This window comes from Pantoea sp. DY-5 (assembly GCF_019795955.1).
Classification (GTDB): domain Bacteria; phylum Pseudomonadota; class Gammaproteobacteria; order Enterobacterales; family Enterobacteriaceae; genus Pantoea; species Pantoea leporis.
Genome location: NZ_JAIMIE010000001.1, coordinates 1242482 through 1263599, shown reverse-complemented (window position 1 = coordinate 1263599; position 21118 = coordinate 1242482). Strand labels below are relative to the sequence as shown.

18 protein-coding genes are annotated in these 21118 nt (G+C 59.7%); 11 read left to right on the top strand and 7 right to left on the bottom strand.

What is annotated here, in order from left to right:
• Positions 1–65: 65 nt before the first annotated feature.
• Both K5Y30_RS05990 and speB read right to left on the bottom strand, forming a co-directional pair.
• On the bottom strand, positions 66–1151 hold the full coding sequence (locus K5Y30_RS05990; RefSeq protein ID WP_222210690.1) for an iron-containing alcohol dehydrogenase family protein: 1086 nt from the start codon (positions 1149–1151) through the stop codon (positions 66–68).
• Positions 1151–2107, bottom strand: a complete 957-nt coding sequence (gene speB, locus K5Y30_RS05985; RefSeq protein ID WP_255606566.1) for an agmatinase — start codon at positions 2105–2107, stop codon at positions 1151–1153. Before speB ends, K5Y30_RS05990 begins: the two co-directional genes overlap by 1 nt.
• Positions 2108–2231: 124 nt before the next feature.
• Here speB and K5Y30_RS05980 point away from each other — a divergent pair, with 124 nt between their 5' ends.
• The 3 genes from K5Y30_RS05980 to ybiB are packed head-to-tail and all read left to right on the top strand — an operon-like array spanning position 2232 to position 6348.
• Positions 2232–3128: a LysR family transcriptional regulator gene (locus tag K5Y30_RS05980; protein WP_101763134.1), complete on the top strand. Its 897-nt coding sequence runs from the start codon at positions 2232–2234 to the stop codon at positions 3126–3128.
• A 54-nt stretch (positions 3129–3182) separates the two neighbouring features.
• Entirely contained in the window at positions 3183–5327 is a 2145-nt protein-coding gene (gene dinG / locus K5Y30_RS05975) for an ATP-dependent DNA helicase DinG (protein ID WP_222181690.1), read from the top strand.
• A 52-nt stretch (positions 5328–5379) separates the two neighbouring features.
• Positions 5380–6348, top strand: a complete 969-nt coding sequence (gene ybiB, locus K5Y30_RS05970) for a DNA-binding protein YbiB (RefSeq protein WP_222210688.1) — start codon at positions 5380–5382, stop codon at positions 6346–6348.
• An 88-nt stretch (positions 6349–6436) separates the two neighbouring features.
• On the opposite strand, the gene K5Y30_RS05965 is transcribed toward ybiB, so the two are convergent.
• The 3 genes from K5Y30_RS05965 to hutH (K5Y30_RS05955) all read right to left on the bottom strand — a co-directional run bounded on the left by K5Y30_RS05965 (position 6437) and on the right by hutH (K5Y30_RS05955) (position 11042).
• Positions 6437–7594, bottom strand: a complete 1158-nt coding sequence (locus K5Y30_RS05965; protein WP_222210687.1) for a M20 aminoacylase family protein — start codon at positions 7592–7594, stop codon at positions 6437–6439.
• Positions 7595–7792: 198 nt separating this feature from the next.
• Positions 7793–9478 (bottom strand): urocanate hydratase, encoded by a 1686-nt coding sequence (hutU, locus tag K5Y30_RS05960; RefSeq protein WP_110865798.1) that lies wholly within the window; start codon positions 9476–9478, stop codon positions 7793–7795.
• Positions 9479–9488: 10 nt separating this feature from the next.
• Positions 9489–11042 carry a histidine ammonia-lyase gene (gene hutH, locus K5Y30_RS05955; RefSeq protein ID WP_222210686.1) on the bottom strand — a complete coding sequence of 518 codons (1554 nt, stop codon included), beginning with the start codon at positions 11040–11042 and terminating at the stop codon, positions 9489–9491.
• A 319-nt stretch (positions 11043–11361) separates the two neighbouring features.
• Between hutH (K5Y30_RS05955) and hutC the strand changes: the two genes are divergently transcribed.
• Positions 11362–12117 (top strand): histidine utilization repressor, encoded by a 756-nt coding sequence (gene hutC / locus K5Y30_RS05950; RefSeq protein WP_008102577.1) that lies wholly within the window; start codon positions 11362–11364, stop codon positions 12115–12117.
• On the opposite strand, the gene K5Y30_RS05945 is transcribed toward hutC, so the two are convergent.
• Both K5Y30_RS05945 and K5Y30_RS05940 read right to left on the bottom strand, forming a co-directional pair.
• A complete protein-coding gene (locus K5Y30_RS05945; protein ID WP_222210685.1) occupies positions 12101–12640 on the bottom strand; it encodes a HutD family protein in 540 nt (179 codons plus the stop codon). The genes hutC and K5Y30_RS05945 overlap by 17 nt on opposite strands.
• The gene (locus K5Y30_RS05940) at positions 12637–13992 is read right to left on the bottom strand and encodes a formimidoylglutamate deiminase (protein WP_222210684.1); all 1356 of its coding nucleotides are present in this window, start codon (positions 13990–13992) and stop codon (positions 12637–12639) included. The genes K5Y30_RS05945 and K5Y30_RS05940 overlap by 4 nt, the downstream gene beginning before the upstream one ends.
• Before the next feature lie 85 nt (positions 13993–14077).
• Here K5Y30_RS05940 and hutI point away from each other — a divergent pair, with 85 nt between their 5' ends.
• The 7 genes from hutI (at position 14078) to hutH (K5Y30_RS05905) (ending at position 21057) form a co-directional block, all read left to right on the top strand.
• Positions 14078–15295: an imidazolonepropionase gene (gene hutI, locus K5Y30_RS05935; RefSeq protein WP_222210683.1), complete on the top strand. Its 1218-nt coding sequence runs from the start codon at positions 14078–14080 to the stop codon at positions 15293–15295.
• Entirely contained in the window at positions 15292–16083 is a 792-nt protein-coding gene (hutG, locus tag K5Y30_RS05930; RefSeq protein WP_222210682.1) for an N-formylglutamate deformylase, read from the top strand. The genes hutI and hutG overlap by 4 nt, the downstream gene beginning before the upstream one ends.
• A gap of 376 nt (positions 16084–16459) precedes the next feature.
• Complete coding sequence (locus K5Y30_RS05925) at positions 16460–17311, top strand: transporter substrate-binding domain-containing protein (protein WP_222210681.1); 852 nt, start codon at positions 16460–16462, stop codon at positions 17309–17311.
• A gap of 12 nt (positions 17312–17323) precedes the next feature.
• Entirely contained in the window at positions 17324–18043 is a 720-nt protein-coding gene (locus K5Y30_RS05920) for an ABC transporter permease (protein WP_222210680.1), read from the top strand.
• A gap of 11 nt (positions 18044–18054) precedes the next feature.
• Positions 18055–18783, top strand: coding sequence for an ABC transporter permease (locus tag K5Y30_RS05915; protein WP_101761022.1), 729 nt, complete (start codon positions 18055–18057; stop codon positions 18781–18783).
• Position 18784: 1 nt separating this feature from the next.
• Entirely contained in the window at positions 18785–19579 is a 795-nt protein-coding gene (locus K5Y30_RS05910; RefSeq protein WP_192236563.1) for an ABC transporter ATP-binding protein, read from the top strand.
• On the top strand, positions 19576–21057 hold the full coding sequence (hutH, locus tag K5Y30_RS05905) for a histidine ammonia-lyase (protein ID WP_222210679.1): 1482 nt from the start codon (positions 19576–19578) through the stop codon (positions 21055–21057). Before K5Y30_RS05910 ends, hutH (K5Y30_RS05905) begins: the two co-directional genes overlap by 4 nt.
• Positions 21058–21118: the final 61 nt, after the last annotated feature.

Sequence of the window (21118 nt, the reverse complement as noted above, 5' to 3'; positions counted from 1 at the left end):
ACATTCAAACCACAGCGAGCACATCCAAACCACAGCGAGCACATTCAAACCACAGCGAGCACAAACTAAACCCTGCCTGCTAACCCCTCAACCCGCACCATCGCCGCCAGCAAGCGCGCTTCGGTCACTGCTTCGGCCATGTTCTCCATATCCGGCGCATGCACCGATTCGCGCACAATCAGCGCCAGCTCACTCTCATCCAGCGAGGCAATCTCGCTTAGCGTCAGCGGCACGCCGCAATCGCGCGCCAGGCGCATCTCATCCAGCACTTCCTCATCGGTGCGGTTCTCCAGCGCCAGCAAGCAGAGGTTGCCAAAGCCGACCAGCAAGCCGTGCCCAAACTCGCGGGTTTTATCGCAGAAGGTAAAGCCTTCATAAATCGCGTGCGAAGCCGCCGCGTGTGCGCCGTTGCTCATCAGCGAGGTTAATCCCGCCCAGGTGAAAATCGCATCCAGCACCTGATCGAGCGACGCGCTGCTCTCACCACGCAACACGGCGGCATAGGCCGCCGGGCCGTGTTCGGCGATCACGTCATAACAAATCTGGCTGTGCGCCAGTGACGAGAGCGCATTGCCGTCGCGTGCCGGATGGCGTGCGCTGACCGCGCGGAACTCGTACCACTTCGCCAGCGTATCGCCCAGCCCGGCGGCCAGCCAGCGGGCGGGCGCTTTAGCCAGCAACTCGCTGTCGATAATCACTGCCGCCGGTGCCTGCGGCAGCGGGAAGATGTCGAAGAAATTGCCGTTATCGTCATAGCGAATACTCAGCGGCGTCACCGCGGAACAGGTGGCGGCGATGGTTGGCAGCGTTACTACCGGCAAGCCGAGCTGTGCGCCAACCGCTTTCACCGTATCCAGCGATTTACCGCCGCCCACGCCAATCAGCACCTCGGCGCGCAGCTCGCTGGCCACCGCCGCCAGACGATTGATCTGATTAATCGAGGTTTCGCCGCCAAACCACTCCTGCGCCAGAAGCGTGACGTTGGCCGCCAACAGCTGCGCGCGAACCTGCGCTTCTACCGCCTGCAACGCCTGATGGCCGCCAATCAGCAGCGCACGCTGGCCCAGTCCGGCGCAGATCGCGCCTAATTGGTTGATCACGCCCGCACCGCGCAGCACGCGCGCCGGGAAAACCAGATTCTGTTGTGTCATCACTTGTTCTCTGTGTAACGGACGCCGGGCAACACGCACAGCATCTCATAAAGGATATTGGCCGCCAGCTGCGAGGTCATACCGCTGATGTCGTACGGCGGCGAGACTTCCACCAGATCGCCGCCCACCAGATTGAGTCCACGGCAGCCGCGCACGATCTCCAGCCCTTGCATCGAGGTTAAACCGCCCACTTCCGGCGTGCCGGTGCCGGGTGCCCACGCGGGATCGAAACTGTCGATGTCGTAAGAGAGATACACCGGGCCATCGCCGATACGCGCGCGCACCTCGGCCATCAGCGGCGTCATGGAGCGATACCAGCACTGCTCGGCGGGCACCAGATGGAAGCCCTGATCGATGCCCCACTGAAAATCATCGGCGGCGTAACCTTGCGCACGTTGCCCGATTTGCACCACGCGCTGGCAGTCGAGCAGGCCCTCTTCCACCGCGCGGCGGAACGTGGTGCCATGCGCGATCTTCTCGCCAAACATCTCGTCGTTGGTGTCGGTGTGGGCATCAATGTGAATCAGCCCCATCGGCCCATGCTTCTTCGCCAGCGCGCGCAAAATCGGCAGCGTCAGCGTGTGATCGCCGCCCAGCGTTAACGGGATAATCGGCCAGTTATTCAGCTCGGTATAATAGTTTTCAATGATATCGACTGATTTCAGCAGGCTGTAAGTGTTGATCGGCACATCACCGAGATCGCCGACGCGCAGCGAATCAAAGGGCGCGGCGCCGGTGGCCATGTTGTAGGGTCGGATCATGACTGAATCGGCGCGGATGGCGCGTGGGCCATAGCGCGTACCGCTGCGCTGCGAGGTGCCGATATCCAGCGGAATGCCGACGAACGCCACATCCAAATCGGCTGGTGATTCAGCGGCGGGTAAACGCATCATGGTGCCGCGTCCGGCGAAACGGGGCATTTCGTTGCCGCCTTGCGGCTGGGGGAAATCGGTCATCACGCACTCCTTCAGTCAGGTGAAACCCATCATTACCCAGCCCGTGCGCCGGAAAAATCCTTGACAGCCGATAATCACTTCAGAGATTACTTAACTTTAGTCAGCAATCTCTGAAGGAAAATCGGTGCAGACGCTTCCCAATCTTAAACTGCTGCAGGTGTTCGCCAGCGTGGTAGAAAATCAGGGCTATTCGCGCGCGCAGCAGGCGCTGAACATGACCACGCCGGCCATCAGCGCCTACATGAGCGAGCTCGAGAGCCAGCTCGGTTTTATCCTCTGTCAGCGCGGGCGCGGCGGCTTTACCCTGACCAGCAAAGGCGAGCAGTTTTATCGCTACAGTCAGGAGATGCTGGCGACGCTGGCGGGTTGGCAGGAGCAGGTAGAGACGCTGAAAAGCGCGCAGGGCGGCACTTTCTCGCTTGGCGTGGTGGACGCCACCGTCACCGATAGCACGCTGGATCTGCCCGCTGCCATTGCCCGCTTTAATCAGCGCTTTCCGGCGGTGTTCTTTAATCTGAGCGTGCGAGATCCCAATGAGTTGCAGCAGCAGTTGCTGGAGGATCGGCTCGATTTGGCGATTGGGCACTTTCCGCTGCGCGCCAGCAATCTGGTGACCATTCCGCTTTACGAAGAGCAGCATTGGCTCTATTGCAGCCCGCAACATCCGCTGGCTGAGGGCCATCCGGATGTGCGCACCGTGCAGCAAACCGGCATGGTGACGCGGCGTTACTGGAATCAGCAGGAGCTGAACAAGCGCGGCTTCCGCCAGAGCAACGCTTCAGTGGAGAGCATCGAAGCGCAGCTGACGCTGATTCTCTCTGGCCGCTTCATTGGCTATTTGCCCGAACACTACGCGCGCAGCGGGGAACTGCAGGGCACGTTGCGTCGCCTGCTGCCGCACCATTTCCACTTCCGCGCGCCTTTCTCTTTTGCGTTCCGCCGTGGGCGCGCGCGTGAAACCTTAATCCGCGCGATGCGTGAAATTCTGAATCCAGCGCGAAAAAATAGCAGCGAAAGCTGACGCTGCGCCAATACTGTGTAAAAATACAGGCCAATTCAGCAAACAGTAACGAAAATGGCCCTGACAGCAGCGATAAAAAGCCAGATTGCGCAATGGTATAAGGCGCTGCAGCAGCAGGTTCCTGACTTTATCCCGCGCGCGCCGCAGCGCCAGATGATTGCCGAAGTGGCGAAAAGTCTGGCCGGTGACGAAGGTCGTCATCTGGCGATTGAAGCGCCCACCGGCGTCGGCAAAACTCTCTCTTATTTGATTCCCGGAATTGCGGTGAGCCGCGCCGAGGAGAAGCGGCTGGTGATCAGCACCGCCAACGTGGCGTTGCAGGACCAGATCTTCAGCAAGGATCTGCCGCTGCTGAAGAAAATCATCCCCGATCTCACCTTTACCGCCGCCTTTGGCCGTGGACGCTATGTTTGTCCGCGCAACCTTGCGGCGCTGGCGGCGACCGAAGATCAGCAGGGCGATTTGCTGCTCTATCTGGATGAAGAGGCGGTCACCGGCTCGAAAGAGGAGCAGAAATTCTGCGCCAAGCTGGAGAAGCAGCTCAGTAGCTACCGCTGGGATGGCTTGCGCGATCACACCGATGTCAACATTGAGGACAGCTTGTGGCAACGCCTCTCCACCGACAAAGCCAACTGCCTCGGCCATCACTGCCGCTGGTATCGCGAATGCCCGTTCTTTGTCGCGCGTCGCGAAATTGAGCAGGCGGATGTGGTGGTCGCCAACCATGCGTTGGTGATGGCGGCGATGGAGAATGAATCGGTGCTGCCACCGGCGAAAAACCTGATGCTGGTGCTGGACGAAGGCCATCATCTGCCGGAAGTGGCGCGCGATGCGCTGGAGATGAGCGCGGAGATCACGCCCGGCTGGAGCAGTTTGCAGCTCGATCTGTTTGTGCGGCTGGTGGAAACCATCATGGCGCAGTTCCGCCCAAAATCGCCGCCGCCGCTCTCCAATCCGGAGCGCCTGAAAGGTCACTGCGACGAAATGCGTGAGCTGCTGCAGATTCTTTGTGATGCCCTCAACCCGCTGCTGCCGGGCCATAATCAGCCGGGCGAGTTCCGCTTTGTACTGGGTGAATTGCCGGAAGAGCTGCTGAGCCTGTGCGCGCGGCTGTTCAAGCTGAGTGACGCGCTGCGCGGCTTAAGCGAAGGCCTGCTCAACGAGTTGGGCGAGCAAACCGGGAAAGCCGATATCATGCGGCTGCATAAAGCTATCATTCAGCTCAATCGCCACTTCGGCTGGTTCGAGTCGATTAGCAAATTGTGGCGGCTGGCGGCGATGGAGAAAGCTTCCAATGCGCCGGTGTCGAAGTGGATTACGCGTGAGATCCGTGAAGGCCAGGCGCATCTGCTGTTCCACTGCGCGGGCATACGCGTGAGCGATCAGCTGGAAAAAATCCTGTGGCGCAAAATCCCGCATGTGGTGGTGACCTCGGCCACTTTGCGCTCGCTCAACAGCTTCAACCGTTTGCAGGAAATGTCCGGCCTGAGTGAGAAAGCCGGCGACCGCTTTGTGGCACTGGATTCACCGTTTAACCATATCGACCAGGGCAAGCTGGTGATTCCGCAGATGCAGTTTGAGCCGCAGATGGCGCAGGAAGCGGAGCACATCGCCGAGATGGCGCGCTTCTTCCGCCAGCAGATCGCCGAAGAGAAGCACAAAGGGGTGCTGGTGCTGTTCGCCAGCGGCCGCGCGATGCAGCAGTTTGTCGCACATATTCCGGATCTGCGCCTGTCGATGCTGGTGCAGGGCGATCAGCCGCGTTCGCGCCTGGTGGCGCTGCATCGGGAACGCGTCGAAGCCGGTAAAGTCAGTATTCTGGTCGGGCTGCAATCGTTCGCCGAAGGGCTGGATTTGAAAGGCGATCTGCTGTCGCAGGTGCATATCCATAAAATCGCTTTTCCACCGGTGGACAGTCCGGTAATTTTGACCGAGGGCGAATGGCTGAAGAGCCTGAAACGCTATCCGTTCGAAGTGCAGAGCTTGCCGAGCGCCTCCTTTACCTTGATTCAGCAGGTAGGACGTTTGATTCGCAGCCACAGCTGCTTTGGCGAAATCGTGATTTACGATCGCCGCCTGCTCAACAAAGCCTATGGCAGCCGACTGCTGGCCGCGCTACCGGTGTTCCCGATTGAGCAACCGCCGATGCCGGAAGCCAGCAGTGACAAGACGAAAAAACGTCGCAGTAAGAAAATCTAACGATCAATTTTGGCAGCCGCACGGCGGCGCGCCCTGGAAGCGGGAATGCCTGATGGAACTGAATAAAATTATTAAAGAGATTGGGCGCGGTAAAAATCACGCGCGCGATATCGATTTCGCCACCGCGCAGGCGCTCTACAGCGCGATGCTGGCCGGTGACGTGCCGGAGCTGGAGCTCGGTGGCGTGCTGATTGCGCTGCGCATCAAGGGCGAAGGCGAAGAGGAGATGCGCGGTTTTTATCACGCGATGCAGCAGCAGATGATGCAGTTGCAGGCACCCGCTAACCGTCCGATGCCGATTGTCATTCCCAGCTACAACGGCGCGCGTCGTCAGGGCAATCTGACGCCGCTGCTGGCGCTGCTGCTGGTGAAGCTGGGCTTCCCGGTGCTGCTGCACGGCGTTAGCGACGATCCCACGCGCATCACCACCGAAGCGGTGCTGGCGGCGCTGGACATCGCGCCTGTGACTTCCGCCGCACAGGCGCAGGCGAAACTGGATAACGGCGAGCTGGCGTTTATCACCATCGACCATCTGTGTGCGCCGATGGCGCAACAGCTGTCGCTGCGCTGGCGCATGGGCGTACGTAACAGCGCGCATACGCTGGCGAAACTGGCGACGCCGTTTGCCGAACGCGCCGCGCTGCGCCTGGCCAGCGTCTCGCATCCGGAATATGTGCCGCGCGTGGGGAAATTCTTCCAGGATATCGATGCACCGGCGATTCTGCTCAACGGCACCGAAGGCGAGGTGTATGCCAATCCGCAGCGCTGCCCGGCGATTAACTACATTCGCGGCGCGGGTGCAGAAGCGGAAGTGTGGGTTGAACGCCAGCCGGAAGTGAGTGTGGAGCTACCGGAAAGCAAAAGCGCGCAGGACACTGCCGCGTGGATCAATCAGGTGTTAGCCGGTGAACGCGCGGTGCCGCAGGCGCTGCGTTTGCAGCTGGCGTGTTGTTTGGTTGCGACCGGAGAATCCGTTAACCTGGCGGATGCAGAAGTGAAGTTACAGCAGGCGGGAATCTGAGATCTGCCCGGTGCGCACTAACACGCATCTCACGGGTTTTGTAGGGTCGCCATTCATGGCGACCGCCATCACGCGCCATCACGCGCCATCACGCTTTCGCCAGCACGCTCTCCACCAACTGCTGCCAGAAGGTAATACCGATCGTCAGCAGCTCATCATTAAAATCGTAATTGGCGTTATGCAACGGCGCGGATGGCGTCGCGCCATCGGCACCCAGCCAGAAATAGGCGCCGGGGCAGGCTTGCATCATGCAGGCAAAATCTTCCGAAGCCATTGAAGGGTTCACCTGCCAATGCACCTGCGCCTCGCCGAGCAGATCAACCGCGACCGCACGCACCTGTTCGGCTTGCTCCGCATGGTTGGCGGTGACCGGATAACCGGGATACCAGTGAATCTCGCCGCTGACGCCAAACGGGCGCGGCAACGTCGTGACAAAATCCTCAATCAGACCGCGCACGCGATTACGCACGTCGGTCTGCAAACATCGCACCGTGCCGCGCAACACAATCTGCTCAGGAATAACGTTAATCGCTTCACCGCCGTGAATTTGCGTCACGCTCACCACCGCCGAAGCCAGTGGCGACAGACGACGCGACGGAATGGTTTGCAGCGCCAGAATCAGCTCGGCAGCAACTACCATGGGATCGGCCCCGCTTTCCGGCATCGCCGCATGGCAGCTTTTACCGTGCAGCGTAATTTCGAACGAGTCGAGTGACGCCATCATCGCATCCGGATTCACCGCCAGCGTGCCCACCGGCATGCCCGGCCAGTTGTGCATGGCGTAAACCGCATCCATCGGGAAGCGCTGGAACAGGCCTTCTTCCACCATTTTGCGCGCGCCACCGAGATTCTCTTCGGCGGGCTGGAAGATGAAATGAATAGTACCGCTGAAGTTGCGCGTAATCGCCAGCTGACAAGCCGCCGCCAGCAGAATCGAAGTGTGACCATCGTGACCGCAGGCATGCATAACGCCGGATGTTTGCGACTTCCACTGCGGCGCGCCTTTTTCGGTGATCGGCAGCGCATCCATATCGGCGCGCAGACCAATAACCGGTCCGGGACCGTTCTCTAAGGTGCCGATTACGCCGGTGCCCGCTAAGCCACGAAACACCTGTAATCCGGCCTCGGTGAGGACCTGTGCGACGAGCTCGCTGGTCTGCTGCTCCTGGTAACCCAGCTCAGGATGTTGGTGTAACTGACGACGCCAGTTGAGGGCGTTTTCCAGCAGTGCAGCAGGCAGGCTCATAAGGTAAGGCTCTCCATTAGCAGCGTGAGCTGCAAAATAATGTATTTACTGTAGTGGCAAGCGTATGGCGGCGTCTATCGCGGAACGGAATAATTTGGCTATAGGGTATAGCGGAATGGAATATGCAGATTTAAATAAAAACAGGTCGCCATGAATGGCGACCCTACAACGATAGTGCGCGGTTTTCGCGCACCTGGTTTATTTCTGCATCGGCAGGTTGAGACCGTGCTCCTGCGCGCAGCTTTGCGCTAATTCGTAACCCGCATCCGCGTGACGCATTACGCCGGTGGCCGGATCGTTCCACAGCACGCGACCCAGACGCGCATCGGCTTCTTTGCTGCCGTCACAGACAATCACCACGCCGGAGTGCTGCGAGAAGCCCATGCCGACGCCGCCGCCATGATGCAGACTCACCCAGGTTGCGCCACCTGCGGTGTTCAGCAGGGCATTCAGCAGCGGCCAATCGGAAACCGCATCCGAGCCGTCTTTCATCGCTTCGGTTTCACGGTTCGGTGACGCCACGGAACCACAATCCAGATGATCGCGACCGATGACGATCGGCGCTTTCAGCTCGCCGTTACGCACCATTTCGTTGAATGCCAGAGCCGCTTTGTGGCGCTCGCCGAGACCCAGCCAGCAGATACGCGCCGGTAAGCCCTGGAAGGCGATACGCTCCTGCGCCATGTCGAGCCAGCGATGCAGATTCTGGTGATCCGGGAACAGCTCTTTCAGCTTGGCATCGGTTTTGTAGATATCTTCCGCATCACCTGACAGCGCCACCCAGCGGAACGGACCTTTGCCTTCGCAGAACAGCGGACGAATATAGGCCGGCACAAAACCCGGGAAATCGAAGGCATTTTTCACGCCCTCATCCAGCGCCACCTGACGGATGTTATTGCCGTAATCCACGGTCGGCACGCCCATGTGATGGAAATCCAGCATCGCCTGCACATGTACCGCCATTGAGGCGCGCGCGGCTTTCTCCACCGCTTTCGGGTTGCTGACACGCTCGGCTTCCCAGCGCGCCAGATCCCAGCCGACCGGCAGATAACCGTTAATCGGATCATGTGCTGAGGTCTGATCGGTGACGATGTCCGGCTTCATGCCGCCCGCTTTGGCACGTTTCACCAGCTCCGGCACGATTTCAGCGGCGTTGCCCAGCAGACCAACAGAAATGGCACGCTTCTCTTTGTTGGCCTGATCAATCAGCGCCAGTGCTTCGTCCAGCGTATAGGCTTTGTGGTCGACGTAGCGAGTACGGATACGGAAATCGATACGAGATTCCTGGCACTCAATCGCCAGTACGCTGGCACCGGCCAACACACCCGCCAGCGGTTGTGCGCCGCCCATGCCGCCCAAACCGGCGGTGAGGATCCAGCGGCCGCTGAGATCGCTGTCGTAATGCTGACGACCCGCTTCAGCGAAGGTTTCGAAGGTACCTTGCACGATGCCCTGCGCACCGATGTAGATCCACGAACCGGCGGTCATCTGGCCGTACATCATCAGGCCTTTTTGATCCAGCTCGTGGAAGTGATCCCAGTTGGCCCAATGCGGCACCAGATTCGAGTTAGCCAGCAGCACGCGCGGCGCATCGGCATGCGTACGGAACACGCCCACCGGTTTACCGGACTGGATGAGCAGCGTCTCTTCCGGCTGCAGGGCGCGCAGCGAACGCAGGATCTGCTCAAAGCACTCCCAGTTACGCGCGGCTTTACCGATGCCGCCGTACACCACCAGATCTTCCGGGCGCTCTGCCACGTCAGGATCGAGGTTGTTCTGGATCATGCGGTAAGCCGCTTCAATCAACCAGTTGGCGCAGTGCAATTCATTACCGCGCGGCGCACGGATTTCACGGGCTACAGCCTGAGTCAAAGTTTCGCTCATCATCGATTCCTTAATTAACAGTCTTACGCTGGCTTGGCAGCAGCGCGGTAAGGGATTCAGGCCATGCAGGTGCGCTGGCCCACAGACGCATGGATTCGATATCCGGCGCCAGTAAACGGTCGTGATCGAGGAAGGCCACGTTCTCGCGGATGCGGCTCATCTCCTGTTCCAGCGTCGGCGAGCTCTGCAGCGGACGATGGAAATCAATGCCTTGTGCGGCGGCCATCGCTTCGATGCCAACCACGGCGGCGGTGTTGAAGCACATGCTGCCGAGGCGGCGGGCCGCGTAGGTTGCCATCGAGACGTGATCTTCCTGGTTAGCGGAGGTTGGCAGGCTGTCAACGCTGCCCGGATGCGCCAGCGATTTGTTCTCAGACGCCAGCGCTGCAGCAGTGACCTGCGCAATCATAAAGCCGGAGTTAACGCCGCCATCATTGACGAGGAACGGCGGTAAACCGGAAAGGCCGGTATCGAGCAGCAGCGCCAGGCGACGCTCGGAGATCGCGCCGATTTCGGCAATCGCCAGCGCCAGAATATCGGCGGCGAAGGCCACCGGCTCGGCGTGGAAGTTACCGCCGGAAATCACATCGCCGCTGTCACTGAACACCAGCGGATTATCGGAGGCGGCGTTGGCTTCAATCTGCAACACGCGCGCGGCGTGCGTCAGGTTATCAAGGCAGGCGCCCATCACCTGTGGCACGCAGCGAATCGAGTAGGGATCCTGCACGCGGCCGCAGTTGGTGTGCGAGCCGAGGATTTCACTGCCGGATAATAAAGAGGAGACGGCGGCAGCAACGTTGATCTGTCCCACCTGGCCGCGTGCTTCGTGAATACGCGCATCGTAAGGTTTCACCGAGCCTTTGATGGCTTCCAGCGACAGCGCACCGGCCATCAGGCCCGCTGCGAACAGGTTTTCCGCTTCGAACAGCCCGCGCAGCGCCAACGCATTCGAAACCTGCGTGCCGTTGAGCAGCGCCAGACCTTCTTTAGGACCCAACACAATCGGCTGCAGGCCAACGCGCGCTAAGCCTGCGGTCGCGGGGATTAATTCGCCATCGACGCGTACCTGACCTTCGCCCAGTAGCATCAGGGAAAGATGTGCCAGCGGGGCCAGATCGCCTGACGCGCCCACCGAACCTTTCTCCGGGATGCACGGCATCACGCCGGCGTTGAACAGCGCCAGCAGCGCTTCAATCAGTTCGATACGCACGCCAGAGTGACCGCGCGCCAGGCTGATAATTTTGGTCGCGACCACCAGACGCGCCACGTTGTCCGGCAGCAAATCGCCGAGGCCAACGCTGTGCGACAGCACCAGATTACGCTGCAGCTCGGCCAGCCGCGCCGATGGGATCTGCGTCTGCGCCAGCTTGCCGAAACCGGTGTTGATGCCGTACACCACTTTGCCGGATGCGACGATGGCATCGACGGTTTCATGGGCACGCGCAATCGCTGCGCGCGCTTCATCGGCCAACGTGAGCGTTACCTTGCTTTGATAGATGGTGCGCAAGGTAGCGAGGTCCACTTCACCGGGAACGAGGCGAATTTCCTGAACCGAACCTGACATAGTCTACTCCTGTCTATACAAGTGTTCTGGCATTAATGGGACGCCGATATTTTGCGATGTGGCTGTCCGATTTGCCGTGGATTGCGATGAGTGAAGCATAAGTGTCTAATCTTGTCTATACAAGTAGCAAGCGCTATGCCAGATTGTTCACGTTCTGTGAAATACGACGCAATGCGCGTTATGCGGTGTAAACGCCGCGGGATTGCACCGGAGCAGGGCGAAAGCTGCACCAATGCTGGGCACCTTGCACAATTAGATGTATATACATTTACGGGCTGAGACAGTAAACTTTGGGCATTATTCTTTATAGGAACAGGAAATGGCGGAGCAAACAGCAGTAGCACAGCTGGCTGCGGCGATGGGCGATGAGCCTGCGCCGATTTACCAGCGGGTGAAGCAGGCGATCGTCAGCCAAATCCGCGAAGGTCACTGGAAAGCCAACCAGCGCGTGCCGTCTGAAAGTGAACTGGTGAACGAGCTGGGCGTCAGTCGTATGACCATTAACCGCGCGCTGCGTGAACTCACCAGCGAAGGTTTTCTGGTGCGCATGCAGGGCGTGGGCACCTTTGTCGCGGAGATGAAGGGCTACACCGCGATGCTGGAAGTGCACAACATCGCCGATGAGATCGCGCAACGCGGCCATCGTCACAGCTGCAAGATTTTGTCGATTGGGCAGATGAAGGCCGATCCGGAACAGGCGGCGGTGCTGGGATTATCCACCGGGCAAACGCTGTTCCATTCGCTGATTGTGCATTACGAAAACGATCTGCCGGTACAGCTGGAAGACCGTTTAGTCAATCCGCTGGTGGCGCCGGATTACCTCAGTCAGGATTATCATCAGCTGACGCCGTATACCTATTTGATGCGCGTAGCCCCGCTGACCGCCGGTGAGCATATTGTGGAAGCGGTGCTGCCGGATCTGCGCCAGCGGAAGCATCTGGCGCTGGATGAACATGAGCCGTGCTTGCTGATTCGTCGTCAGACGTGGAGCGACAACAAGATTGTGACCTACGCGCGCCTGCTTTATCCGGGATCGCGCTATAAGTTGCTGGGGCGCTTTAGAGGACACGGCTAAGCGTGACAAATAACAGTCTGGCATCCGGCGTTTGCGGTGCCAGCTCAAGCTTTTCATCCAGCCACCAGATCCCCTGATCCACTTCTAGCGTCTCTCCGGCCGTAGTTTGCCATATTCCCGCCACCACCCACGCCACGCCGTTTTCACTGCTGACCGTTTCTTGCGCGATGCTCACCGCCGATCGCCAGCTGTCGCGCCGCGTCATGATATTGAAATCCTGACAGCTACCCGAAATGGTGGCTTCAATCGCCCATTCACCGGGAAACGCCCACGGCTGCAGCGAGGTTAAGCGCTGCTGAGCCTGTTCACTCTGCAGTAAAACGCTGTCGCCGTGCAGCAGGGTAATCACGCGATCGATGCCGGGAAAAGGTGAAAACGGCCCGTCGGCGGAGATGGTAGCGATGCTGGCGCGCCAGGCAAACTGCGCGTCGCCCGGCGGATAGCTGACGATTTCTCGTGTTTCACCGCCGCCGTTGCGCCAGCGGCTGACCGGAAGCTGGTCGTAGGTAAAACGGGTGCTCATTGTAACGCGCTCATCGCCCCGGCAAAGTGCGCTGCTGCACGCTCTTCTGCCGCATGATGGCCTTCGCTGATCACCTGCTTGCCCGCCACAAACACGTCGCGGATCTGTTCGCGCTGGCCGCCAAACAGCCAGCGGTTCAACAGCGCTGTGCTGCTAACGCTGCTGAGGAACGCGTCTTCTGCCAGCACCAGCCAGTCAGCACGTTTGCCAATTGCCAGTTCACCTGCCGGCAAACCACACGCCTGCGCGCCGCCTTGCGCCGCTTGTTGCCACAGCAGATCGCCCACCGAAGGCTGATTCGGCAAGGTGATGCGGTTGCGACGACGATCGCGCAGTCGCTGGCCGTACTCCAGCCAGCGCAGCTCTTCCAATGCGCTAAGCGACACGTGGCTGTCGGAGCCAATGCCCCAGCGGCCACCGCGCGCGATGTACTCGACTGCCGGGAAAATGCCGTCGCCGAGGTTGGCTTCCGTGGTCGGACACAATCCCGCTACCGCGCCGCTTGCCGCCATGCGCTGAATTTCGTCGTCATCAAGATGAGTGGCGTGAATCAAGCACCAGCGCTGATCGACCGCGAAGCGATTGAGCAGCCACGCCACCGGACGCTCACCGCTCCACGCCAGGCTGTCGGTAACCTCTTTCTCCTGCTCGGCAACGTGAATGTGCACCGGCACATCCTGCGGGCAGGCGGCTAATACTTCGTGCATCTGCGCTTCATTTACCGCGCGCAGCGAATGGAAGCAGATGCCATGATTAAGCAGCGGCTTATCCGCGCTCCAGCTCGCCACGCGCTGCTGCTGTTGCAGATAGGCGTCGGTTTGCTGAATGAAACGGCGCTGGCCGTCGCTGGCCGGTTGCGAACCAAAACCGCTGTAGCTGTAGAGCACCGGCAGCAAGGTTTGGCCGATGCCGGCGGTCTCCGCTGCCGCCATCAGTGCCAGCTGCATGGCATCATCGGCGTAGGGTTTGCCGTGCGCATCGTGGTGCAAATAGTGGAATTCCGCCACCTGGCTGTAGCCGCCTTTCAGCATGTCGATGTAGAGATGCGTGGCAATAGCACCAACCTGCTCGGGCGACAGGCGCTGCACCATGCGATACATCAGATCGCGCCATGTCCAGAAGCTGTCCTGCGGATCGCCCGCTACTTCAGCCAATCCCGCCATCGCGCGCTGGAAGGCGTGTGAATGCAGATTCGCTATCGCCGGAATCACCGGTCCGTCAAGACGCGTAGCATCGCCGGGCTCGCTGTTGGGCGCGAGTTGGGTGATCTGTCCGACTGCGTTGGTAGTAATCAGCACGCGCTCATGCCAGCCGTCGGCCAGCAGTGCGCGTGGGGCAAAATAGGTTGTCATGGTTGATCCTGCACGGCGGAAAGTTGTATATACATATACATACTTTGAAGCGCAGTGTAAATCGCCGAACGCGAAGGGGAGTGGGATGGCAGAAACAGAGCAGATCGACAGCCTGTGGCTGGGGGCCGACATCGTTACGATGCGCGACGGGCACTACAATCTGATTGCCGACGGCGTGCTGGCGGTCGATCAGGGAAAACTGATTTGGGTGGGGCCACGCAGTGAATGCCCGGCTTTTGCCGCGCGCGAACAGCACCAATTTTCCGGCGGCATCATCACGCCCGGTCTGGTGGATTGCCATACGCATCTGGTGTTTGGCGGCGATCGCAGCCAGGAGTTTGAGCAGCGTCTTAATGGTGTGAGCTATGCAGAAATCGCTGCACAGGGCGGCGGCATTCTCTCCACGGTGCGCGCCACCCGCGCGGCCTCGCAGCAAGAGCTGGTGGCAAGTGCGCGCTGGCGGCTGGATCGCCTGCTGGCGGAAGGCGTCACCACGGTAGAGATCAAATCCGGTTACGGTCTCGATGAAGCCAGCGAACTGACCATGCTGCGCGCCATTCGTGAGTTGGCGGAAACGGTGCCTGCCGATGTGCAGGCCACTTGCTTAGCCGCGCACGGTTTCCCGCCGGAGTTTAAAGACAATCCGCAAGGCTGGATCGATATCATCTGCCAGCGCCTGTTACCGCAGGTGAAAGCAGAAGGGTTGGCGGATGCGGTGGATGCGTTTTGCGAGCATTTGGCCTTTTCTCCTGAGCAAGTTCGCACGGTCTTTGATGCCGCCAAAGCATTGGGCATGCCGGTGAAACTGCACGCCGAGCAGCTTTCGGCGCTGGGCGGCGCGGCGCTGGCGGCCAGTTACGGTGCGCTCTCCGCCGATCATCTGGAGTACGCCACCGCAGCGGATGCGCAAGCGATGGCGCAGCACGGCACCGTGGCGGTGTTGCTGCCAGGCGCGTTTTATCTGTTGCGTGAAACTCAGCGTCCGCCGGTAGCACTGTTCCGAGAACACGGCGTAGCGATGGCGCTGGCCAGCGATGCCAATCCGGGCACCTCACCGGCGCTTTCGCTGCGACTGATGTTGAACATGGGCTGCACGCTGTTTGGTTTGACGCCGGAAGAGGCGTTAGCGGGCGTGACCTTGTGGGGCGCCAAAGCGCTGGGATTACAGCACTCGCACGGTTCGCTGGAAGCGGGCAAGGTGGCGAATTTTGTTCACTGGCCGCTGGCGCGTCCGGCTGAGCTGGTTTACTGGCTGGGCGGCGAATTGCCGTGCCAGGTTATTTATCGTGGAGAAGCGCAATGACACCTTTTCATTTCACCGCCGGTAAGATTCCGCTGCTGGTCAGCATTCCTCACGCCGGCACGCAGTTAACGCCGGAAGTGGACGCCGGCCTGAGCGACTCAGCGCGCGGCCTGCCGGATACCGATTGGCACTTGCCGCTGCTGTACGATTTTGTGCGCGATCTCGGCGCCAGCGTGTTAATTGGTCACTATTCACGTTTTGTTATTGACCTTAATCGCCCGGCGGATAATCAGCCGCTCTACACCACGGCGACCACCGGCTTGTATCCGGAAACCTTGTTCGACGGCAGCCCCACCTTTGCACCGGGTAAAACGCCGAGCGCCGAGGTGCGCCAGGGTTATCTGGACACGATTTGGCAGCCTTATCATCAGCAGCTGCAGCAGGAGCTGGCACGCCTGAAAGCTGAACATGGTTACGCGCTGCTGTTTGATGCGCACTCGATCGCCTCGGTGATCCCGCGGCTGTTTGAGGGGCGTTTACCGGATCTCAACATCGGTACCAATGATGGCGCCAGCTGTTCAACGGCGGTGATCAACGCGATCAAACAGGTGTGTCATGCGCAAAATGATTACAGCTGGATCGCGAACGGACGCTTTAAAGGCGGCTATATTACCCGCGCCTACGGCCAGCCGGAGCAAGGCGTGCAGGCGGTGCAGCTGGAGCTGGCGCAGCTCAATTATATGGATGAAACCCCGCCGTTTGCCTGGCAGCAGGATCGCGCAGCGCAGCTGCAGAAGGTACTGAAACCGCTGATGCAGGCGTTTATTGCAGCGGGTAAACCGGTTTAAACCCGCCCCCAACCTCCGTAGGGTCGCCATTTTTGGCGACCGATTTACCCTGTGTGTACATCCAGGCGGTCGCCATTAACGGCGACCCTACTGCACCACCGTAATGCATCGAGTGCCACACCACAGTGCAACATTACGTCCATCGCGTGACCCTCTCCCTGAATTTGCAGCTTTGCCGATTTGGCATAGTGTTTGCTAGGTTGTATGTACAAGTAAAGACCGCGCAGCGATTATCAATTTTTATACTGGCTGGCTCACAAAAAGCTTATGCCGACAATGATCTGCCGCACGTTAACTTGTATATACATGAAAGGTCATCTGCAAATATTACACAAGCAGAGACTGCCAAATTCGATTAATAGCCAGGAGATGCCGCATGACGCACCGCGCCTCGATTCGCCGTTTTTGCCTCACGACCCTGTTTGCCAGCCTGATGATCAGCGGCATTGCCGTCCAGGCGAAAGAGTGGAAATCGATCACCATCGCTACCGAAGGCAGCTATGAACCCTGGAACCTGACGCTGCCGGGCGGCAAGTTGGGCGGCTTCGAACCGGAACTGATGGAAGACCTGTGCAAGCGCATGGGCATTCAGTGCAAGCTGGTGGTGCAGAACTGGGACGGCATGATCGCCGGCCTCAACGCCGGAAAATATGACGTGATCATGGATGCGATTGTCATCACGCCAGAGCGCAAAAAAGTGGTTAACTTCACCACGCCATACGCTTCAACGCCCGCCACCTTTATCACCACTAAAGACAATCCGCTGCTGCCGGCCGATCACAACATCATCAAGCTGCATGACGATGAGAAAGCGATCAACGCGGCAATTGCCCCACTGAAAGCGGCGCTGAAGGGCAAAACCATTGGTATCGCTTCCGGCACGGTTTACACGCCCTTTATCGACAAGTACTTCAAAGGCGATACCGAGGTACGCGAATACACTTCTTCGGCGGACGCGATGCTCGATCTGCAATCCGGTCGTATCGATGCGGTGTTCGATGACGTGACCTTTGCGCAATCGATGCTGGCGCGCAAAGAAAACAACAATCTGGTCTTCAGCGGCCCACAGCTCGGCGGTCCAATTTGGGGCGAGGGCGAAGCAATGGGCGTACGCATGGCGGATAACGATCTGAAAGCCAGGCTGGATGAGGCGATCCATGCCGCGCTGGCTGACGGCACGGTGAAAAAGCTCAGTGAGAAGTGGTTTAAAACTGACGTAACTCCGTAAGTGAGGTGAAAGATGATGAGCCTGCTGAGTTTTGGTGCTGATGGTTGGGGCCGCCTGATCCTGAGCGCCGCCTGCACCACGCTGCTGCTGTCGCTGGTGGCGCTGATGATTGGTGCGGTGGTCGGTTCCGGTGTGGCGGCCGCCAAATTATCGCCTCAGCGCTGGCTGCGCTGGTTGGGTGAAGGCTATTCGGTGGTGTTTCGCGGCATCCCGGAACTGCTGGTGATCTACCTGTTCTATTTTGGTGGATCCGGCCTGATTACGCTGGTTGGGCAGATGTTCGGCGCAGATGGCTTTATCGAAGCGCCGCCGTTCCTGATTGGGGCGCTGGCCATCGGGCTCATCTCGGGTTCGTATCAGGGTGAAGTGTATCGCGCGGCGCGTCTGGCGCTGGCCAAAGGCGAAGTGGAAGCGGCGGCGGCGATTGGCATGCCACGCTGGCGCATTGCGCAACGCATTTTGCTGCCGCAGGTGGTGCGTTACGCGCTGCCGGGCATGTCGAACGTGTGGCAGATGAGCCTGAAAGACTCGGCGCTGGTGTCGGTCACCGGCATCGTCGAGCTGATGCGCGCCAGCCAGGTTGCGGCGGGATCCACGCGCGATTACTTCACGTTTTATCTGGTTGGCGCTGCCTGTTATCTGGTGCTGACGCTGGTGTCTAATCATGCGTTTCGTCGGGCAGAGTCGCGCCTCGGACGCGCGTGGCAAAGTCGCACTGCGGCGCAGCATTAAGGAGCAGCAGCATGATCGACTTCGCTTTTCTCTCGGATACCTTCCTCAAGCTGAGCGCTGCGCTGCCGGTGACGCTTGGCCTGTTTATCAGCGCCTTTCTCTGCGGCGGCATATTGGCGATTGGCATTTTGTCACTGCGCATGAGCCGCTGGCGGGTGCTGAGCGGCTTCGCACGCGGCTACATTCTGGTGTTTCGCGGCTCGCCGCTGATGATTCAGCTGTTTCTCATCTATTACGGTCTTGGCCAGTTTGGCGTTATCCGCCACAGCTTCGTCTGGCCGTTCCTGCGCGAGCCATTTATCTGCGCGGTACTGGCGCTGTCACTCTGTACGGCAGCTTACACCGCTGAGATTTTGCGTGGAGCGCTGCTCGCCGTGCCGGCTGGACAAGTGGAAGCCGGTCTCGCCTGCGGCATGTCACGCTGGCTGCTGCTGCGCCGCATTATCGCGCCGATCATGCTGCGCTATGCGTTGCCGGCGTACTCCACCGAAGCGATTTTGCTGGTGAAATCCACCGCGCTCGCCAGCCTCGTCACCGTGTGGGACGTGACTGGCGTGGCGCAGCAGATCATTCAGCGTACCTATCGCACCATGGAAGTGTTTGTCTGTGCGGCGGCGATCTACCTGATTCTCAACTTTATTATCGTCCAGCTGTACGCGCTGTTAGAGCGCCGTCTGACCCCGGCGCATCGTGTCGCAAAAAAGCCGATGCCCGCCGTTAAACCGCTTGCCGGAGAGTAATATGCATTCCACATCACCCGTTACCTTATCCGCCACTGATATCCATAAATCCTTTGGCGCGATGGAAGTTCTGAAAGGCATTTCGCTACAGGCGCATCAAGGCGATGTCATCTCGATTCTTGGCGCCAGCGGCTCGGGCAAAAGTACCTTGCTGCGCTGCATTAACCTGCTGGAAACGCCGGATGCTGGCGTGGTGAGTGTCGGCGGCGAAACCATTGAGATGAAACGCCATGCGCGCGGCCATCAGCTGGCGGCCAATCCGAAACAGATTGAGCGTTTGCGTTCACGCCTTGGCATGGTGTTCCAGAGCTTTAATCTTTGGTCGCACATGACGGTGCTGCAAAACGTCATTGAAGGGCCGCACTATGTGCTGAAGCGCGACAAGAAAAGCTGCATCGCCCAGGCGGAGCAACTGCTGGATCGCGTTGGCTTACTCAATCGCAAAGATTTCTACCCGGCGCAACTCTCGGGCGGCCAGCAGCAGCGCGTGGCGATTGCCCGCGCGCTGGCGATGGATCCGGAAGTGATGCTGTTTGATGAACCGACTTCGGCGCTCGATCCGGAACTGGTGGGCGAAGTGCTGAAAGTGATGCGCAGCCTGGCGGAAGAGGGGCGCACCATGCTGGTGGTGACGCACGAAATGGGCTTTGCGCGCAACGTCTCCAACCGCGTGGTGTTTATGCATCAGGGCACCATTGATTGTCAGGGCGCGCCGGAAGAGATGTTTGGCGAGCAGGGATCGCAGCGCTTTAAGCAGTTTATCTCCAGCCATCACGGCGCGGAGCAGCCAGCATGACCATCGTATGGGGCGACAGCCCATTAACCTGGCAAGAGTTGGTGCAGGTGGCGCGGCACGACGCGGAACTCAGTTTGAGCGTCAGCGCCTGGCAGCGCATTGCGCAGGGGCGCGCGATTGTCGATGAGATTGTCGCCAGCGGCCAGATCGCTTACGGCATCAATACCGGCCTCGGCGCGCTGTGCAACATCACGCTGCCGGAAGATCAGCTCAGCCAGCTGTCGCGCAATACGCTGCTGAGTCACGCCTGCGGCGTGGGTCCGCTGCTGACGCGTGAGCAGGCGCGCGCCATTCTGTGTGCGGCGATTGCCAATTACAGCCACGGCAAATCGGGCGTGTCGGTGGCGCTGGTGCAGCATCTGCTGGCGCTGCTCAATCAGCAGATTACGCCGCAGGTGCCGTCGCAGGGGTCGGTCGGCTACCTCAGCCATATGGCGCATATCGGGCTGGCGCTGATTGGTGTCGGCGAGGTGGAGTATCAAAACCAGATTATGCCCGCCGCGCAGGCGTTATCGCTGGCGGGATTACAGCCTTATCGTCCAGGTGCCAAAGAGGGTTTGAGTCTGGTCAACGGCACGCCGTGCATGACCGGCTTGTCCTGCCTTGCGCTGGATGATGCGGCGCGTTTGCTGGATTGGGCCGATGTCACCGGCGCGATGAGTTTTGAGGCGCTGCGTGGACAGCGGGTGGCCTTTGATGCCGAAGTGATCGCGCTGAAAGCCAGTCCGGGCATGCAGGTAAGCGGTCAGCGCTTACGCGCACTGCTGAGTGATAGCCCGCTGCTGGCGGCCAGCGTCGGCATTCGCACTCAGGATGCGCTCAGCCTGCGATCCATGCCGCAGGTACATGGCGCCAGCCGCGATCAGTTCGATCACGCGGCGCGCCAGATTGAAACCGAACTCAATGCCTGCACCGATAATCCGCTGGTGCTCGGCACGGCGGATAACTGGCGCGTGGTGTCGCAGGCTAACCCGCACGGCGAATCGGTGGCGATGGCGGCGGATCTGCTGGCGATTGCCATGGCGGAAGTTGGCAGCATCGCCGAGCGGCGGCTCGATCGGTTAGTCAATCCGCTGGTGAGCGGCTTGCCGGCGTTTCTGGTGGCGCAGCCGGGCGTTAACTCCGGCATGATGATTGCGCAGTATGTGGCGGCGTCACTCTGTGCGGAAAATCGCCAGCTGGCGCAGCCGGCGGTGCTGGATAACTATGTGACGTCGGGTTTGCAGGAGGATCATCTCAGCCTCGGCACCGGCGCGGCGCTGAAGCTGCTGAAGCTGGTGGGCAACGTGTGGCAGATTCTGGCGATCGAGTATCTGCTGGCGGCGCAGGCGCTGGATTTCCACGGCGAAGATCAGCTGGCGCAGGGAACGGCGCAGGCATTGCGTCGCCTGCGCGCGGTGGTTGCCAACTGGCAGGAAGACCGCTGGCTGGCACCGGAGATTGCGCGGGCGGTAGAGGTGTTGAAGAGCGGTTTGTAAGGCGTGGTGTTTCAGACGGTCGCCATAAATGGCGCCCCTACAAAATCCGATGCCATTTATG

What these genes read in the sequence shown, in the direction of transcription:
- K5Y30_RS05990 (WP_222210690.1), bottom strand. Translation starts at nt 1,151, where the DNA reads ATGACACAACAGAATCTGGTTTTCCCGGCGCGCGTGCTGCGCGGTGCG.
- speB (WP_255606566.1), bottom strand. Translation starts at nt 2,107, where the DNA reads ATGACCGATTTCCCCCAGCCGCAAGGCGGCAACGAAATGCCCCGTTTC.
- dinG (WP_222181690.1), top strand. Translation starts at nt 3,183, where the DNA reads ATGGCCCTGACAGCAGCGATAAAAAGCCAGATTGCGCAATGGTATAAG.
- ybiB (WP_222210688.1), top strand. Translation starts at nt 5,380, where the DNA reads ATGGAACTGAATAAAATTATTAAAGAGATTGGGCGCGGTAAAAATCAC.
- K5Y30_RS05965 (WP_222210687.1), bottom strand. Translation starts at nt 7,594, where the DNA reads ATGAGCCTGCCTGCTGCACTGCTGGAAAACGCCCTCAACTGGCGTCGT.
- hutU (WP_110865798.1), bottom strand. Translation starts at nt 9,478, where the DNA reads ATGAGCGAAACTTTGACTCAGGCTGTAGCCCGTGAAATCCGTGCGCCG.
- hutH (WP_222210686.1), bottom strand. Translation starts at nt 11,042, where the DNA reads ATGTCAGGTTCGGTTCAGGAAATTCGCCTCGTTCCCGGTGAAGTGGAC.
- hutC (WP_008102577.1), top strand. Translation starts at nt 11,362, where the DNA reads ATGGCGGAGCAAACAGCAGTAGCACAGCTGGCTGCGGCGATGGGCGAT.
- K5Y30_RS05945 (WP_222210685.1), bottom strand. Translation starts at nt 12,640, where the DNA reads ATGAGCACCCGTTTTACCTACGACCAGCTTCCGGTCAGCCGCTGGCGC.
- K5Y30_RS05940 (WP_222210684.1), bottom strand. Translation starts at nt 13,992, where the DNA reads ATGACAACCTATTTTGCCCCACGCGCACTGCTGGCCGACGGCTGGCAT.
- hutI (WP_222210683.1), top strand. Translation starts at nt 14,078, where the DNA reads ATGGCAGAAACAGAGCAGATCGACAGCCTGTGGCTGGGGGCCGACATC.
- hutG (WP_222210682.1), top strand. Translation starts at nt 15,292, where the DNA reads ATGACACCTTTTCATTTCACCGCCGGTAAGATTCCGCTGCTGGTCAGC.
- K5Y30_RS05925 (WP_222210681.1), top strand. Translation starts at nt 16,460, where the DNA reads ATGACGCACCGCGCCTCGATTCGCCGTTTTTGCCTCACGACCCTGTTT.
- K5Y30_RS05920 (WP_222210680.1), top strand. Translation starts at nt 17,324, where the DNA reads ATGATGAGCCTGCTGAGTTTTGGTGCTGATGGTTGGGGCCGCCTGATC.
- K5Y30_RS05915 (WP_101761022.1), top strand. Translation starts at nt 18,055, where the DNA reads ATGATCGACTTCGCTTTTCTCTCGGATACCTTCCTCAAGCTGAGCGCT.
- K5Y30_RS05910 (WP_192236563.1), top strand. Translation starts at nt 18,785, where the DNA reads ATGCATTCCACATCACCCGTTACCTTATCCGCCACTGATATCCATAAA.
- hutH (WP_222210679.1), top strand. Translation starts at nt 19,576, where the DNA reads ATGACCATCGTATGGGGCGACAGCCCATTAACCTGGCAAGAGTTGGTG.